11 protein-coding genes are annotated in these 15,087 nt (G+C 70.6%); 7 read left to right on the top strand and 4 right to left on the bottom strand.

All coding sequences use genetic code 11. The annotated features are described in order from the left end of the window. Positions 1 to 41: 41 nt before the first annotated feature. Positions 42 to 953: a TIGR03564 family F420-dependent LLM class oxidoreductase gene (locus ON37_RS07525; RefSeq protein WP_040718074.1), complete on the bottom strand. Its 912-nt coding sequence runs from the start codon at positions 951 to 953 to the stop codon at positions 42 to 44. A 173-nt stretch (positions 954 to 1,126) separates the two neighbouring features. Here ON37_RS07525 and ON37_RS07520 point away from each other — a divergent pair, with 173 nt between their 5' ends. Further along, the gene (locus ON37_RS07520; RefSeq protein WP_040718072.1) at positions 1,127 to 3,418 is read left to right on the top strand and encodes a LuxR C-terminal-related transcriptional regulator; all 2,292 of its coding nucleotides are present in this window, start codon (positions 1,127 to 1,129) and stop codon (positions 3,416 to 3,418) included. Between the two features lie 80 nt (positions 3,419 to 3,498). On the opposite strand, the gene ON37_RS07515 is transcribed toward ON37_RS07520, so the two are convergent. Continuing rightward, a complete protein-coding gene (locus ON37_RS07515) occupies positions 3,499 to 4,353 on the bottom strand; it encodes an alpha/beta fold hydrolase (RefSeq protein WP_040718071.1) in 855 nt (284 codons plus the stop codon). Beyond that, a complete protein-coding gene (hsaA, locus tag ON37_RS07510) occupies positions 4,353 to 5,516 on the bottom strand; it encodes a 3-hydroxy-9,10-secoandrosta-1,3,5(10)-triene-9,17-dione monooxygenase oxygenase subunit (RefSeq protein WP_040718070.1) in 1,164 nt (387 codons plus the stop codon). The genes ON37_RS07515 and hsaA overlap by 1 nt, the downstream gene beginning before the upstream one ends. 218 nt (positions 5,517 to 5,734) lie before the next feature. Here hsaA and ON37_RS07505 point away from each other — a divergent pair, with 218 nt between their 5' ends. The 3 genes from ON37_RS07505 (at position 5,735) to ON37_RS07495 (ending at position 10,759) form a co-directional block, all read left to right on the top strand. Beyond that, positions 5,735 to 8,194 carry a PEP-utilizing enzyme gene (locus tag ON37_RS07505; protein ID WP_040718068.1) on the top strand — a complete coding sequence of 820 codons (2,460 nt, stop codon included), beginning with the start codon at positions 5,735 to 5,737 and terminating at the stop codon, positions 8,192 to 8,194. 96 nt (positions 8,195 to 8,290) lie between these two features. Next, positions 8,291 to 9,223 carry a tyrosine-protein phosphatase gene (locus ON37_RS07500; protein WP_245553102.1) on the top strand — a complete coding sequence of 311 codons (933 nt, stop codon included), beginning with the start codon at positions 8,291 to 8,293 and terminating at the stop codon, positions 9,221 to 9,223. Between the two features lie 57 nt (positions 9,224 to 9,280). Next, complete coding sequence (locus ON37_RS07495; RefSeq protein WP_051031312.1) at positions 9,281 to 10,759, top strand: FAD-dependent oxidoreductase; 1,479 nt, start codon at positions 9,281 to 9,283, stop codon at positions 10,757 to 10,759. A gap of 20 nt (positions 10,760 to 10,779) precedes the next feature. Here ON37_RS07495 and ON37_RS07490 read toward each other — a convergent pair whose 3' ends face one another. Continuing rightward, entirely contained in the window at positions 10,780 to 11,799 is a 1,020-nt protein-coding gene (locus ON37_RS07490) for a GlxA family transcriptional regulator (protein ID WP_051031310.1), read from the bottom strand. Positions 11,800 to 11,871: 72 nt separating this feature from the next. Between ON37_RS07490 and ON37_RS07485 the strand changes: the two genes are divergently transcribed. From ON37_RS07485 to ON37_RS07475, 3 genes are all read left to right on the top strand, one after another. Next, on the top strand, positions 11,872 to 13,281 hold the full coding sequence (locus tag ON37_RS07485) for an MFS transporter (protein ID WP_040718067.1): 1,410 nt from the start codon (positions 11,872 to 11,874) through the stop codon (positions 13,279 to 13,281). A 44-nt stretch (positions 13,282 to 13,325) separates the two neighbouring features. Next, a complete protein-coding gene (locus tag ON37_RS07480) occupies positions 13,326 to 14,309 on the top strand; it encodes a GlxA family transcriptional regulator (RefSeq protein WP_040718066.1) in 984 nt (327 codons plus the stop codon). Positions 14,310 to 14,443: 134 nt separating this feature from the next. After that, complete coding sequence (locus ON37_RS07475; protein WP_040718065.1) at positions 14,444 to 15,049, top strand: isochorismatase family protein; 606 nt, start codon at positions 14,444 to 14,446, stop codon at positions 15,047 to 15,049. Positions 15,050 to 15,087: the final 38 nt, after the last annotated feature.

Here is a 15,087-nt window from a genome sequence, read left to right as displayed (position 1 = left end):
TCCACATCCTCGAGCCGCGCGCGGCGCGCCACCGCGACGCCTCAGTCCGCCAATTGGGTCAGCAGCTTGCGGGTGCGTTCGGCGGCCTGGCCGCCGACGAAGGGTGCCCCGACGAACTCGGTCGCACCGGCCGCGAACACCTGCTCGATGCGCGCGGCGACCTGCTCCTCGGTGCCGATGATCGCCAGATCGGCCGGTCCCTCGGCGCCCTCGCGGTCCATCATCGCGCGATACGAGGGCAGCGAACCGTAGGCGGCGAACACGGTCGCGGCCCGCTCGCGGCCCCGGTCGACATCGTCGGTGACGAGGACGGGCAGCGAGCAGACCACGCGCGGCGCCGGGCGGCCCGCCTCGGCCGCCGCGGCGGTGATGGTCGGGGCGATGTGGTCGGCGATCGTCGCCGGTCCCGTCATCCACAACACGGTGCCGTCGGTGCGGCGGGCGGCCAACTTCAACATCTGCGTGCCCATCGCGGCCACCAGCACCGGGATCCGGCCGGTCTCGCCGACGGTCAAGCCCAGATTCGCGCTCAGCGTCTCGCCGCGGTAGGACACCGGCCGGCCGTCGAGCAGCGGGCCCAGAATCGACAGATATTCCTTCATATGCCGGGCCGGGCGCTCGAAGTCGTAACCGAACATGTTCTCGATGACGATCCGATGCGACAGGCCGATGCCCAGGGTGAGCCGGCCTCGCCCGACGGCCAGCGCGGTCGTGGCAGCCTGCTGGGCCAGGGCACCCGGGTGGCGCGGATAGGTCGGCACCACCGCGGTGCCGAGTTCGATGGCGGGAACCTTGCTGCCGGCGACGGCGAGCGCGGTGAGCGCGTCGAGGCCGAAGATGTGCGACAGCCACGCCGATTCGAACCCCTCGTCGGCGATCTGCTGCAGTTCATCGGTCATGCGCACCAGCGCATCCGGTCCGGTCTGTTCGCTGAGCATGATGCCGATCCGCACTGCGGGCCTCCTGGAGTAGTCGGGTACCACCGGTGCCCGCGGCCCGAACGGACCGGCGGGGGAACGGCTGTGGACCCACCCAGACTATTCCCGTTCCCGGCCCGGGCACACCGCCGCGCCCGACATCGCCGATGTGGTCCGCAGGCGTTTCGATCAGGATAGGGTTGGCGATCATGGCGCGGCGTGTCACCGGGAATCTTCCCGCCGAGGTCACCAGTTTCGTCGGCCGCCGCGACGAGCTGGCCACCGCGAAACGATTGCTGCCCGCGACCCGGGTGCTGACCCTCCTCGGACCGGGCGGGGTCGGCAAGACCCGGCTGTCCCGGCAGGTCGGCGCGGCGACGGCACGTGCCTTTCCCGACGGGGTGTGGCTGGTCGAACTGGCCGATGTGCACGATCCGGAGCTGGTCACCCTCAGCGTGGCCGAAGCGCTGAATCTGCGCGACGACACCACCGTCCCGCTGCGGCGGCTGACCGAATTTCTCGCCGACAAGCGACTGCTGCTGATACTGGACAACTGTGAACATCTGATCGACGCCTGTGCCGAACTCGTCGCCCATCTGGTCGCCGCCACCCCCGAGGTGCGAGTGCTGGCGACCAGCCGCGAGGTGCTGGGCGTTCCCGGGGAGCAGGTGATGCCGATCCCGCCGCTACCCATCGCCGACGACGACAGCGACGCGATGCGGTTGCTCGTGGAGCGGGCGACGGCGGCCAATCCGGAATTCACCCCGACCCGCGCCAACCGCGACACCCTGGCCGCGATCTGTCACCGGCTCGACGGGATTCCCCTCGCCCTCGAACTGGCGGCACTGCGCTTCCGGGTGTTCACCCCCGAACAGATCCGCGACCGGCTCGACGACACCATGGAGCTGCTCAGCGCCGGCCCACGCACCGCACCCGAGCGGCAGCAGACGATCGAGGGGGCGATCCGCTGGAGTTACGAGCTGTGCACCCCGACCGAACAGCTGCTGTGGCAACAGTTGTCGGTTTTCGCCGGTGGCTTCGACATCGATGCCGCCGAGGCGGTCTGTGACCTGCCGCCCGCACCGCAGGGACTGATCGACGCACTCGCGGGGCTGGTGGACAAGTCGGTGCTGCGGCTGCGCTACGACGATGCGGCGGCGCGCTATTCGATGTTGGAGCCGATCCGCCAATTCGGTCACGAACGGCTCGTCCAGCACGGCGACGAGCGCCGGGTCCGGGCCCGCCACCGCGACCATTACCGGGGTCTGGCCCTGCGCGGACAACGGGCGTACTGGACCGCCGACGATCTGCCGTGGTTCCGGGAACTGGCCCGCGAGCACGCCAATCTCCGCTCGGCCCTACAGTTCTCGATGGCGGACGCACCGCAGCTGGCCATGGAGACCGCGACCGTGCTGCGCCCGTTCTGGGAGCACTACCGATTCCTGTCGGAGGGCTACCGGTGGCTGACCGATGCCTTGGCGCGCAATCCGGAGCCCAGTTGGGAGCGAGCCCGGGCGCTGTCGTCGGCGGCCTCGCTCGCGGCCCTGCTGTCGGATCGGGAGTCGGCTGCCCGCCTGGTGGACGAATGTGTCGCCCTCGCCGGCGATCTCGGCGCATCCGACATCCTCGCCGAAGCCGAGCTGGATTCCGCGCTGATCGCGTTCACCGACGCGGATACCGCCGATGCGCTGCGCCGGTCCGACACCGCCGCGCGAGGGGCGCGCGAGCACGGCCATCATGCCACCGAAATGGACAGTCTGGCATTCGGTTTCATGTGCGCGACCCTGCTGCGGGATCCGCGCGCCAGTGCGATCGCCCGCGATTTCCACACGCTGACCGAACGCTACGGTCCGCACATGTTGGGCGGACTGGCCCTGTGGACACTGGGTATCGATCATTGGCGACTCGGCGATCAGGACGCCGCCGACGACTACCTGGGCCGGGCGATCGAGGAATTCGCCCTCTTCGACCGCTGCGTCTGGCTCGCCTCCGGATTCGACGGCATGGCCTGGTCGGCGGCCGCCCGCGGCGATATGGAGCGCGCGGCCCGGTTGATGGGCGCCGCGGAAACACTGCAACGCAGTACCGTGCGGCTGGCGCATACCATCACCAGCGCCGTCGGTGAGAAGGTGCGCGAACAGGTCCGGACAGCCCTGGGCGACAACGGTTTTCGGGCCGCCTACGATGCCGGGGCCGCGATGGCCCTACCGGCGGCCATCGATTACGCGCTGGGCCGCGCGAGCGAGGCCGGGGAACCGCCCGCGCCGATCGTCCCGTCGGTACCGGCCTCCCCCGCCGATACCGCCGCGCTGTCGGTGCTCACCCGCCGGGAGAAGGATGTGGCCCGGCTGGTGGCCGCCGGACACAGCAACAAGCGGATCGCGGCCGATCTCGTCATCTCGGTGCGCACCGCCGAAACCCATGTCGAGCACATCCTCACCAAACTCGGGTTCACCTCCCGCACCCAGATCGCCGGCTGGGCCCGCGACCACGGGCTGTGAACGCGATCGGCCCGGACGCGTGACGGCCGCCGGATCCGCGGGGGATCCGGCGGCCGTCAGGTGAGCGGTCCGGCTCTCGGCTACAAGCCGTTGCGCAGAAAATCGATCACCGCCCGTTCGAAGGCATCCTTGCGCTCGACCTGCACCCAGTGCCCGCACCGGGAGAAGATGCGCAGATCCGCCCGCGGCAACTGCCGCGCGGGCAACAGCGCGCCCTCCACCGGTGTCACCCGGTCGTCGCGGCCCCACAGCATCAGCACCTCGTGCCCGATCCCGCGCAGCCGGGCCCACAGCGGAACCGGATCGGCGAAGGCCGGGTTGTAGAACGTCGCATAGGCGTCGGCGAGGGCCTTGGTCTGACGCGGGTCCGAGGCCGCGGCGGTACGCGCCGCGATCAGTTCCTCGGTGAGCACCGCCTGATCGAACACCATCGTCTTCAACCAGTCCACCGCCCGCTCGGGAGTCGGGTCGGCGTTGAAGTCGAGCAACCGCCGAATCCCCTCCGACGGTTCGGGTCCCAGGATGTTGACCCCGACACCGCCGGGAGCCATCAGCACCAGCCGGTCGGCCCGGTCGGGATGTTCGGCGGCCAGCAGGGTCGCGACCGCGCCGCCCATCGAATTGCCCAGCAGGTGCGCCTCGGCGATGCCGAGTTCGTCCAGCAGCCCGAGGACCGCGTCGACGGCGATGCGCAGATAGTTGCGATCGTAGGCCGGCGGCGGTTCGCTGGCGCCGAAGCCGGGCTGGTCGAGGACCAGACAGCGGAAATGCGGAGCGAGCGCGTCCAGATTCGCGCCGAAATTCGCCCACCCCGAGACGCCGGCGCCGGACCCGTGCAGCAGCACCAGCGGCGCACCGGAACCCGCCTCGTGATAGCGCAGTTTCACCCCGTCGACGGTGACCCAGCGCGTGGTGTCCTCGGCAGTGAATCCCATCAGACCATCCGCTCCGCGACCTCGACGCCCATTTCACCCTGACCGTACATTGCCAGCGCCCGTTCGACGTCGTTGATCACGTGCGCGTTGCCGGCGTGCGCATCACGCCAGTTTCGTTCGATCACATTGGGTTTGCGGATCGAATGGCCGCCGGAGTTCTCGAACAGCAGGTCGATGGCGTAGATCGCGCGCTCGGTGCCGCGCACCTGATCGCGGCGGGTCCGCAGGCGCAACTCGTACGGAATCTCCTCGCCCGCTTCGGCATAGCGCAACTGTTCGTTGATATTGCGTTCCTGCTGCAGGACGGCGGCGTCGATCTCGGAGGCCGCCCGGGCGATCCGAACCTGAGCGAACGGATCCTCGGCGACCTTCTGCCCGCCGTAGGACAACCGGACCCGCTCGCGCTGCCGCCGCAGATGCGCCTCGTAGGCCCCTTGCGCGGCGCCGATGATGGGCGCGGTGATGGTGTTGGAGAACACGCTCGCGAACGAGATCCGGTACAGCGGTGCGGTATTCACCTGCTGCCCGGGCCCGACGAGCGCCGACTGGTCGGCGGCGCTGTAGGTGCGGTAGGCGGGAACGAAGGCCTTCTCGACCACGATGTCGTTACTTCCGGTGCCCGACAGGCCGGAGACGTGCCAGACGTCTTCGATGCGGTAGTCGGTGCGCGGGACCAACACGGTCAGATAGTCCGCGCCCCCTTGCTCGTTCGGCACCACCGCGCCGAGGAAGGCCCAGCTCGCGTGATCGCAGCCGGAGGAGAAGCTCCAGCGGCCACTCATCTCGAAGCCGCCCTCGACCGGTGTGAGCTTGCCGGTGGGCGCGTACGACGAGGACACCAGCGTGTCGGGGTCCGCACCCCAGACATCCTGCTGTGCCCGCTGATCGAACAGCGCGAGCTGCCACGGGTGGGCGCCGAGGACCGAGGCCACCCAGGCCGTCGACGGGCAGACCGTGGCGATCGTCCGGATCACCTCGTAGAAGGCGACCGGGGAGTCTTCGGCACCGCCGAACAGGCTGGGCTGCAGCATCCGGAACACCCCGGCGGCGGTGAGCTCCCGAATCGTCTCCTCCGGTACCCGCCGTTGCTCTTCGGCCGTCACCGCACGCTCCCCGATACCCGGGAGCAGATCACGCACCCGGTCGAGCACCTTGTTCGTCATTGCCGGTGTTCCTCCTGCATCTCCGCGGCCGCGCTCCACCGCGGCGGCCCCACGCTGGGCGATGTCTCGACGCTACGACCGGGAGGTGAGCGACCGCCGGGACAGTCCCGATCATCGGAACCGTCCCCCCGCGGTCTCGCGCCCATCCGCTCACCGAACCGCCGCTCCCGCTGACCGAGACTTGGCCGGGGCTGCGCGGGGCGGACTCGCCATGGTGTGTGAACGGCGTCACGTTCCTGAGTGGCGCGCGCGAGGAGGAAGAGTCGATGCGGGTCCTGATCACCGGAATCACCACACCGAGCGGCCGTGCGGTGGCACGGATGCTGCTGGCCGCCGGGCACGAGGTCGTCGGGCTGGACCGGGCCGGGCATCGCTATGTGGATTCGCGGATCCCGGTGCGGATCGCCGACCCCGGCAGCGCCGGGTCGTTCCGCGGGCTCGCCGACGACTGCGCCGCCGTGCTGCACCTGTCGACGGCCCCGATCGCGGCCGCGGCGGGCGCCGCCCGCGCGGCCGGCGCCCGTCTGATCGTTCCGGTGCTCGCCGGCCGAGAAGCCGCGGTGCGCACGGTCGTGGCCGACTCGGGCGCTCGGGCGCTGCTGGTGCGCACGGCGTGGGTGGCGGGGCGGCGTACCGACGCCGATAGCCGTGCGGTGCTGCGGTCCGTGCTGAGCGCCGGCCGCTCCCAGCCGCTGCCCCTGGTCCACACCGACGACGTGGAACGCTTCCTGGTGACCGCCGCGACGACGGACCGGAACGGAACGGTCGATCTGGTTGCGCCCGGCGATATTTCGGGTGGACAGGCGCGCGCCGCCCTCCGCGCGGCCGGAGTCCGCCTCCCGGCACGCGTCGGGCGGCCCCGGCGGGCCGGCCTGCCACCGCTCGATCCCGGGACGGCGCAGCACGAGTGGGATTTCCGATACGGCTGGACCGCCGCGGAGGTGGTCGACGATATGGCCCGCGCTCTGATCGGCCGCCGGGCCCACGGAGCCGGGTTCCGTGCCCTCCGCGGCGAGATCCCGTTGCCCGACTATGTGATTCCGGCGCGAGCGACGACCTCCGACGGACATCCGCTCGAGGTTGCCGCCCCGGACGGTCTGGAGGGCGAATTCGACGATCGCGTCGATCCGCGAATTCCCGTCCACACCGCGACCAATACCTCCGAGGCGCTGCCGGGACCGATGAGCCCGCTCACCATCGATCTGCAGGCCGGCGCGATCCGGCTGGCCAACGCCGCGATGGGCCATATGATCGCGCTCGAGGGAATCGCCTTGGAGCACTGGACCAGTCGAGTCACCTCGGTGCTGGGCCATCACATTTTCATCAACGCCTCGATCGGCGTGCTCGCGGCGGACAACATGCCCGGCTGGGACGAGGACAGCATCCGGCGCGACGTCTACGGCGCGATCCCGCCCGAGGTTCCGTTGCAGCCCATGGGCCGCCCGCCGATGCCGACCGGCCTGGGCAGTACCTGGGGCACCGCGAAGGCGACCGGTCGGGTGCTGGCCACGGCGCTGCGCTACGGCCGCACCACCGAAACGATCAACGCGGCCTCCCGCCGCGAGGCGTTGACCGCCGCGGAGATCGCGAAACTGACCGATGCGCAACTGCATGCGCGCGCGCTGCTGTGGCGGGACCGGCTCAACCAGTCCTGGGCGGCGGCCTCGATCGGGGTGATGCTGGTCGGCGCCGCGACCGCGATGCACGCCCGGGGCGCGGATACGCCGGACGTCGCGATCGATGTCAACCGCCTGGAATCGGCGCGGACGATGCTGGCCGTGGAGCGGTTGGCGGCCATCTGCCGCGAGGACCCGCAGGTACACGAGGCGGCCCGCGCCGGAGACGTGGCACTGGCGCGCCGCCGCTCTGCGCGCTTCGCCGCGGCCCTGGACGCTGAACTGGCCGTGGTGGGCCACCGCGGCCCCGGCGAATGCGAATTTCTCAACCCGACCTTCGGCGACCGGCCGGAACTGCTGGTCACGGCGGCCGCCCGGGCCGCGGAACTGCCCGCGCCGAAACGGGACGCGGTGGCCGAACCGACCTCGCGCACCGCGCGCATGGCGGTCGGCGCCACGGTGGCTCGCGAACGCGTGCGCGACGCGGTAGTGCGGTACACGAACTGCCTGCGGATGGCGGCGCGCGAGCTCGCCACCCGACTCGTCGACCGGCACCTGCTCAACAACGTCGACGACGCCTGGTTCCTCACCCTCGACGAATTACTCTGGGCGCCCGATGATCTCGCGGATCGCGTGGCACGCCGCCGGGCGGAGCGGGTGCGATTGCAGGCCATCCGGATGCCCGATCTGGTGGTGGGCCGCTGGGAACCGCAACCGGTCTCGGGCGCTCTCGCCGTCGGCGAGAGCCTCACCGGTACCGGCGTCAGCCCGGGCGTGGTCGAGGGCACCGTGAAACTGGTACTGAGCTCCGACGACGATATCGAGCCGGGCGACATCCTGGTCGCCTCGGTCACCGACACCGGGCACACCGCGATGTTCGCCTATGCCGCGGCGGTGGTCACCGATATCGGCGGCTCCGCCTCGCACGCCGCGATCGTCGCGCGCGAGTTCGGAATTCCGTGCGTGGTGGACACCAAGACCGCCAGCACCGGGCTGTCGGACGGGCAGCGGGTGCGGGTCGACGGGGCCACGGGCACCGTCACCCTGCTCGCCGACGCCTAGTACCGCCGGCTGCCGAGATCGACGCCGCATCGTCATCGCGGCGTGTGACGCGGTCCGTCCACGATGCGGCGGACCTCGAGGAAAGGAACACCACTCGTGCCGATTTCGCATGTCCTGCGGGGATCGGTGGCCGGTCTGGCCGCCGCGCTCATCGCCGTTCTGCCCGCGGCGACCACCCCCGCCTTCGCCGCCCCACCGCTGGTCCACACCGCACCGGCGACCTCGGACCAGCAGCAGTCGCTGGGTATCTCCGCGCCCAATGCGCGCGATATCGGCGGCTATCCGACCCAACACGGCGGCGGCAAGATCCGTTTCGGCGTGGTCTATCGGTCCGATGCGCTCAATCGCCTCTCGCCGGCCGATCAGCAGAAGCTGACCTCGCTGGGGATCGGCAAGATCATCGACTTCCGCAGCCCGAACGAGATGAAGGCCGCCCCCGATCAGCTGCCGCCGTCGATCCCCTACAGCGCACAGTCGGTCTGGAACCCGAGCAACGACTTCTATCTCATGGTGTCCGGCGTCATCGCCGGTGGCCCGCAGGCCCAGCAGGACCAGCTGGGCAACGGCAAGGCCGCGCAGATCATGCGCGACTACTACCGCTGGCTGGTCACCGACGACGCGGCCCGGGCCCAGTTCGCCGCGGCGGTGCAGACCATCGCCGGCTCGCCCGACGCGGTGCTCTACCACTGCACGTCGGGTAAGGACCGCACCGGCTGGATGACCGCGATCCTGATGTCGGCGCTCGGGGTGCCGAAGGGGCAGATCTACAAGGACTATCTGGCCTCCAACGACTATCTGGCCGCGAGCAACAAGGCGCAGATGGATGCCCTGGTGCAGCGGGGGCTGGTCCAGGATCCGGCGCTGTTCGACCCGATCCTCGGCGTACAGGCCGACTATCTGGACGCCTCCTTCGACCAGGTACGCCAGTCCTACGGATCCTTCGACCGGTTCCTGTCCGACGGGCTGGGTGTCGACGCCGCGACGGTCGACGCGCTGAAGACCAAGTTGCTGGACAAGCCCGGACGCTGACCACACCGGTACGCCGCGTCCGATCGGGCGCGGCGTACCGCCGACGAGAGAGGAACCATGCCGGTTCACGCCGTCGCGCCCCGCTCGGCGCGCGAGATCACCCATTACGACCTCGACACCGATGTGCTGGTGGTCGGTTACGGATGCGCCGGTGCCGCAGCCGCTTTCGAGGCCGCGCGGGCCGGAGCCCGCGTCCTCGTCCTCGATCGGGCGGGCGGCCCGGGCGGTTCCTCGGCGATGTCGGGCGGCGAGATCTATCTCGGCGGTGGCACGCCCATCCAGCGTGCCTGCGGCTTCGACGACACCCCGGAGGACATGGCCGCGTACCTGAACGCCGCGCTCGGCCCGGGGGCCGATGCGGACAAGATCGCCGACTACTGCGAACACAGCGTCGAGCATTTCCACTGGCTCGTCGACCGCGGCGTCCCGTTCAAGCCGTCGCTGTGGGATGCGCCCGCCTGGGTGCCGCCGACCGACGACGGACTGATGTGGCTCGGGGAGAACAGTTGGCCGTTCACCGAGATCGCCCGCCCGGCGCCGCGCGGGCACCGGCCGACCGCCAACGACTTCGGGGGCCGGTTGCTGATGCAGTGCCTGACCGACGCGGTCGAATCCGCCGGCGTGCGCACGCTTTTCGATACCTGCGCGACCACGCTGATCCGCACCGACGACGGCGCGATCACCGGTGTGGTGGCCCGGCGGTACGGCCGGGAGTCGACGATCCGGGTGCGGCGCGGCTGTGTGCTCACCACCGGCGGATTCGTCGACAACGACGAGATGCTGGCCGCGCACGCTCCCCTGCTGCTGGGCCACACCAAGGTCAGCGCCGGGACCGACGACGGCAGCGGGATCCGGATGGCCCAGGCGGCGGGTGCCGCCGTGCGCCACATGGCGACCGGCCAGGTCGGTATCTCGCTGATCCCCGGCCTGGCGGCGCGCGGAATCGTGGTGAACGACAAGGGCGTTCGATTCGTCAACGAGGACACCTACCCCGGCCGGATCGGGCAGGCGGCACTGTTCACCCAGGGGATGCGGGTGTGGGTGGTCCTCGACGAGGAGGCCTTCGAGGCCGTTCCGGAACAGCAACGATGGGGGGTCCGGCCCACCCATGTCGCCGACACCGCCGAGGAACTGGGTGCCGCGATGGGCCTGCCGCCCGGCGCGTTGGACGCGACACTGCGGCGATACAACGAATTCGCCGCCGGCGGAACCGATCCCGATCAGCACAAGGCCGCCCGCTGGCTGCGTCCGTTGCGCTCCCCGTTGGCCGCCGTGGACGTGCGCGCGGGCATCCGGCCGCCCGCCGAGAGCGGCGACCGGCGCGGTACCGGCGCCTCGGTCTTCACCCTCGGGGGCTTGCACACCGACCGGCAGGGCCGGGTGCTCGACCTCGACGCGACACCCATCCCCGGCCTCTTCGCGGCCGGCCGCGCCGCGGTCAACCTGCACGGACTCGGTTACATCAGCGGAACCTCGCTGGGCGACGGCACCTTCTTCGGGCGCCGCGCGGGAAGGGCTGCCGCACAGCCACATTGAGCCGTGCCCGCCGAGCGCCGCTACGCCGAGGTGTCCAAGACGACCTCGTGGCGGCTGCTGCGATGCGACCGCCGGTACTCGCTGGGGGCGATTCCCACCTCGCGGCCGAAGTGCGCGCGCAGATTCGCCGCGCTCCCCAGACCGCAACGCTGGGCGACGAGATCGACCGCGAGGTCCGTGGTCTCCAGCAACTCCCGCGCGCGGATGATGCGCTGGGACAGCAGCCAGCGCAGCGGCGACGTCCCCAGTTCGGCGTGGAAGCGACGGGCCAGGGTGCGTTCGCTCAGACCGCTGTGGCGGGCCAGGTCACCGATGGTGAGGACGGTGTCCAGGCGGGCGAGCGCCCACTGCAGGGTGGCGGCCAGGCCGGGATCGGTCGCGCCGGCCGGGACCGGGGTCGGCACGTACTGGGCCTGCCCGCCCGCGCGATGCGGCGGCACCACCAGTGCCCGTGCCGCGGCGTTGGCCACGCGGGCGCCGAGATCCTTGCGGATCATGTGGATACACAGATCCATACCCGCCATGGTGCCGGCGCTGGTGAGGATCTGCCCGTCGTCGATGTAGAGCACGCTCGCATCGACATCCAGGTGCGGATAGCGCTCCAGCAGCACGGGCACATGCTTCCAGTGCGTGGTCATCCGTCGACCGTCCAGCAGTCCGGCGGCGGCGAGCACGAAGGCGCCGGAACACAGTGCGGCGATCCGGGCACCGGCGTCGTAGGCGGCGCGGACCGCCTCGACCAGGTCGGCGGGCGGATCCACGCGGACGTCCGGGGTCGCGGGGACCACCACCGTATCGGCGGCGATCAGGTCGTCGTAGTCGTAGTCGGTCAGCGTGACGAACGGATCCCGCAGTGTCGCATGGCGAGTGCCACGCGGCCCGCACATGCGCAATCGGTACCAGTGCTCGGCCTCGACACCGACCGGCGGTTCGAAGAAGACCTGATACGGGATGGCGACCTCGAACACCGGTTGGCCCGGGGCCACGGCGACGGCCACCGTCGGGGGTCGTCCCGGTTCCGCCGGCGATTCCACTGTCATGTCGAAAATCTAGCGCATGGTGGCAGTTCTGCCACTCGAACGTTGGTGGTTCGCGACTGAATAGTTGCTGGTATGACAATCACGGACAGTCTCCGGTCGGCCGACCCGGCCACTCTCGTCGGCTCACCCCGACGCTGGCGGGTCCTCGCGGTGGCAAGCGTCGCGCAATACCTGGCAATCCTCGATCTGTTCGCGGTCACCGTCGCCTTCCCCACCCTGGAACATGCGTTCCGGGGTGCCTCCGCGAGCTCGGTGTCCTGGGTACTCAACGCCTACACGATCGTGATGGCCGCACTGCTGGTACCGGCCGGGCGGCTGGCCGACGACACCGGCCGCCGCCGCGGATTCCTCCTCGGCACAGCGCTTTTCGGCCTGGCATCGGTCGGATGCGCACTGGCGCCGACGCTGTCGATCCTGATCGCCGCCCGAATTCTGCAGGCGGCCGCCGCGGCACTGCTCGTCCCCACCGGGCTGGGCCTCGTGCTGCCGTGTTTCGATCCGCGCGAACACGCCACGGTGATGGGGATCTGGACGGCGATCGCCGCCGCGGGCGCCAGCAGTGGCCCGGTGATCGGCGGGCTGTTGCTCGAACTGGGCTGGCGGTGGATCTTCTGGCTGAACGTTCCGATCACGATCGCGGCCTTCGGCTTCGGGCTGCGGGTGTTGCCGGATATCCGCGCCCGGATTCGGCGGCGGCTCGATCTCCTCGGCGCCGCCCTGATTCTCGGGGCGACCGCGGCCTTGACCACGGTGTTCGTCCAGGCCGCGGCCTGGGGCTACGGCTCCGCGGCCACACTCACGACCCTCGCGGGCGCGGTGGCCCTGACGCTGGCCTTCGGCTATCACGTGCGGCGCCATCCGGATCCCGTGGTGAGCCCGGTCGTGCTGCGGCACCGCATGTTTCGCATCGCCACGCTGGGGGTCTTCTGCTACTACCTGGCCTTCGCCGCCCTGCTGCTGTCGGGCACCCTGTTCCTCACCGCGCAGTGGCACTATTCCGAACTTCGAGCCAGCCTGGGCATCGCGCCGATCCCGATCAGCTGCCTGCTCGTGTCGCCGCTGTCCGGTCGTGTCGTGGCGCGGATCGGCGCGCGGGCCTCGGCGGCACTCGGCGGTCTGGCGATCGCGGCGGGTGCGGGGTGGTGGACCGCGCTGTGCGGTACCGGCGCGAGCTACGCGACGGTCTTCCTGCCCGGTGCCGTACTCGCCGGCATCAGTACCGCCCTGCTGCAACCGCCCCTGTTCGGCGCTTCCGCACTGCTGCCGCCGGAGCAATTGTCGCTGGGTTCGGGCACATTGATGATGGCGCGCCAGACCAGTTCGGCGCTCGGCGTCGCCGTCCTCACCGCGATCCTCGCCCGGACCGGTGGCTACGGTCTGTCCGATTTCCGGGCCGGCTGGCTGTACATGGTCGCCATGGGGCTGCTCGCCGCAGGAGCCGGGTGGGCCTTCCACGAGCGGAATGACCGGATCCGACAGTGATCTGTCGTTGCGGCCACCACCGGACACCCCACAGGATGGGAGGCATGTCATCGAAGCATCGCGTGGTGGTCGCGGCCTTTCCGGATGTGGACCTGCTCGACGTCACCGGTCCGGCGGAGGTGTTCGCACTGGCCAACCGGGAGGGACGGGGCACGGCCGACTACGAGGTGCTGCTGGCCGGACCGGATCGCGAGGCGGTGCGCACCGCGGCCGGGGTCCGGGTGCTCCCCGACCTGGCCTTCGACGACATCGACACGGGCATCGACACTCTCATCGTCCCGGGCGCGGTCGACGCCGGTCCGTCCGGCCCGGTCGCCCGGGTGGACGACGAAGTGGTGCGCTGGCTGCGGGCGGTCGCGCCGCGCACCGGGCGGATCGCCTCGGTCTGCGTCGGTGCGCATCTGCTGGCCGCCGCCGGGCTCCTCGACGGTAAGACGGCCACCACCCACTGGTCGACCGCGGACCAACTGGCCGCCGATCACCCCACCATCACGGTGGATCCGGATCCGATCTTCGTGCGGTCGGGCCGGGTGTGGACCGGTGCGGGCATCAGCGCCTGCCTCGATCTCGCGATGGCCCTGGTCGCCGAGGACCATGGTGAGGAACTGGCCCTGGCGGTGGCCCGGCAACTCGTCGTCTATCTGCGCCGGCAGGGCGGACAGAGCCAGTTCAGTGTGCCGCTGAGCCGGCCCGCGCCGGCCCGGCGCGATATCGACGAATTGCGCACCTATATCGCGGAGAATCTCGACGCCGATCTGTCGGCGGCCGCGCTGGCGCACCGAATGTGCCTGAGCGAGCGGCATTTCACCCGGGTGTTCCGGCAGGAGATGGGGCTCACCGTGGCGGCCTATGTCGAGGCCGCACGGGTCGAGGCCGCCAGGCGACTGCTGGAGACCAGCGATCTGCCGCTGACCCGGGTCGCGCGGGACGCGGGCCTCGGCTCGGTCGAAACCCTGCACCGCGCATTCCTGCGTCGCCTCGGCACCGGTCCGGGTGCCTACCGCAGGCGGTTCCGCACCACCGCCTGATCCGATCCCGCTGTCGACCGAGCCGGACCCTGTGTCCGGCCCGGCACCGGCGCCTGCCCGAAAACACCCACGTACCACCCGTAGCCACGGTTGCCGATCCGGAAACCGTTGCCGCACAAAGAAAGAAGGACACCATGACCACCGTCTCCACTCCCCTGCGGCGGATCGTCGGACTCGACCAGCGACTGCCCCGCCTCGCCGAGGCGACCCTCGTCCTGATCGATTTCCAGAACACCTATCGCTCGGGCGTGATGGCCCTACCCGATGCGGGCACGGCGGTCGCGGCCGGCGCCCGGCTGCTGCGCGCGGCGCGCGCGCTGCACCGGCCGATCGTGCACGTCGTCAACGACGGCGGCCCGGGTACGCCCTACGACATCCGCTCCGAGGTCGGCGCCATCATCGACGAGGTCGCCCCGGTGGACGGAGAACCGGTGGTGGTCAAGACCTTTCCCGATGCCTTCCACCGGACCGACCTGCACGACACCCTGAGGCGCGTGGCCGCCGGCCCGGAGCTGGTGCTGGCCGGTTTCATGACCCACATGTGCGTGACTTTCACCGCACAGGGTGCGTTCAACCACGGCTACCACCCGACCGTCGTCGCCGAAGCATGTGCCACCCGCCCCCTCGCCGCCCCGGACGGCACCACGGTGCCCGCGAACGTCCTGCACACCAGCGCCCTGACCACCGTCGGTGATCTGTTCGGCCGGATCGCACCGACCGTTGCCGACCTGGCCGACTGACGGCCGCCGGCGCCGCACCGACCCGGGCGGGCCGGAGC

Origin of the sequence: Nocardia veterana NBRC 100344 (genome assembly GCF_000308855.1) — a bacterium.
In the GTDB taxonomy this organism is placed as follows: Bacteria; Actinomycetota; Actinomycetes; order Mycobacteriales; family Mycobacteriaceae; genus Nocardia; species Nocardia veterana.
This window is presented reverse-complemented; position numbering and strand designations above follow the sequence as displayed.

What these genes read in the sequence shown, in the direction of transcription:
- ON37_RS07515 (WP_040718071.1), bottom strand. Translation starts at nt 4,353, where the DNA reads ATGGGATTCACTGCCGAGGACACCACGCGCTGGGTCACCGTCGACGGG.
- ON37_RS07475 (WP_040718065.1), top strand. Translation starts at nt 14,444, where the DNA reads ATGACCACCGTCTCCACTCCCCTGCGGCGGATCGTCGGACTCGACCAG.
- ON37_RS07480 (WP_040718066.1), top strand. Translation starts at nt 13,326, where the DNA reads ATGTCATCGAAGCATCGCGTGGTGGTCGCGGCCTTTCCGGATGTGGAC.
- ON37_RS07485 (WP_040718067.1), top strand. Translation starts at nt 11,872, where the DNA reads ATGACAATCACGGACAGTCTCCGGTCGGCCGACCCGGCCACTCTCGTC.
- ON37_RS07520 (WP_040718072.1), top strand. Translation starts at nt 1,127, where the DNA reads ATGGCGCGGCGTGTCACCGGGAATCTTCCCGCCGAGGTCACCAGTTTC.
- ON37_RS07495 (WP_051031312.1), top strand. Translation starts at nt 9,281, where the DNA reads ATGCCGGTTCACGCCGTCGCGCCCCGCTCGGCGCGCGAGATCACCCAT.
- ON37_RS07490 (WP_051031310.1), bottom strand. Translation starts at nt 11,799, where the DNA reads ATGACAGTGGAATCGCCGGCGGAACCGGGACGACCCCCGACGGTGGCC.
- hsaA (WP_040718070.1), bottom strand. Translation starts at nt 5,516, where the DNA reads ATGACGAACAAGGTGCTCGACCGGGTGCGTGATCTGCTCCCGGGTATC.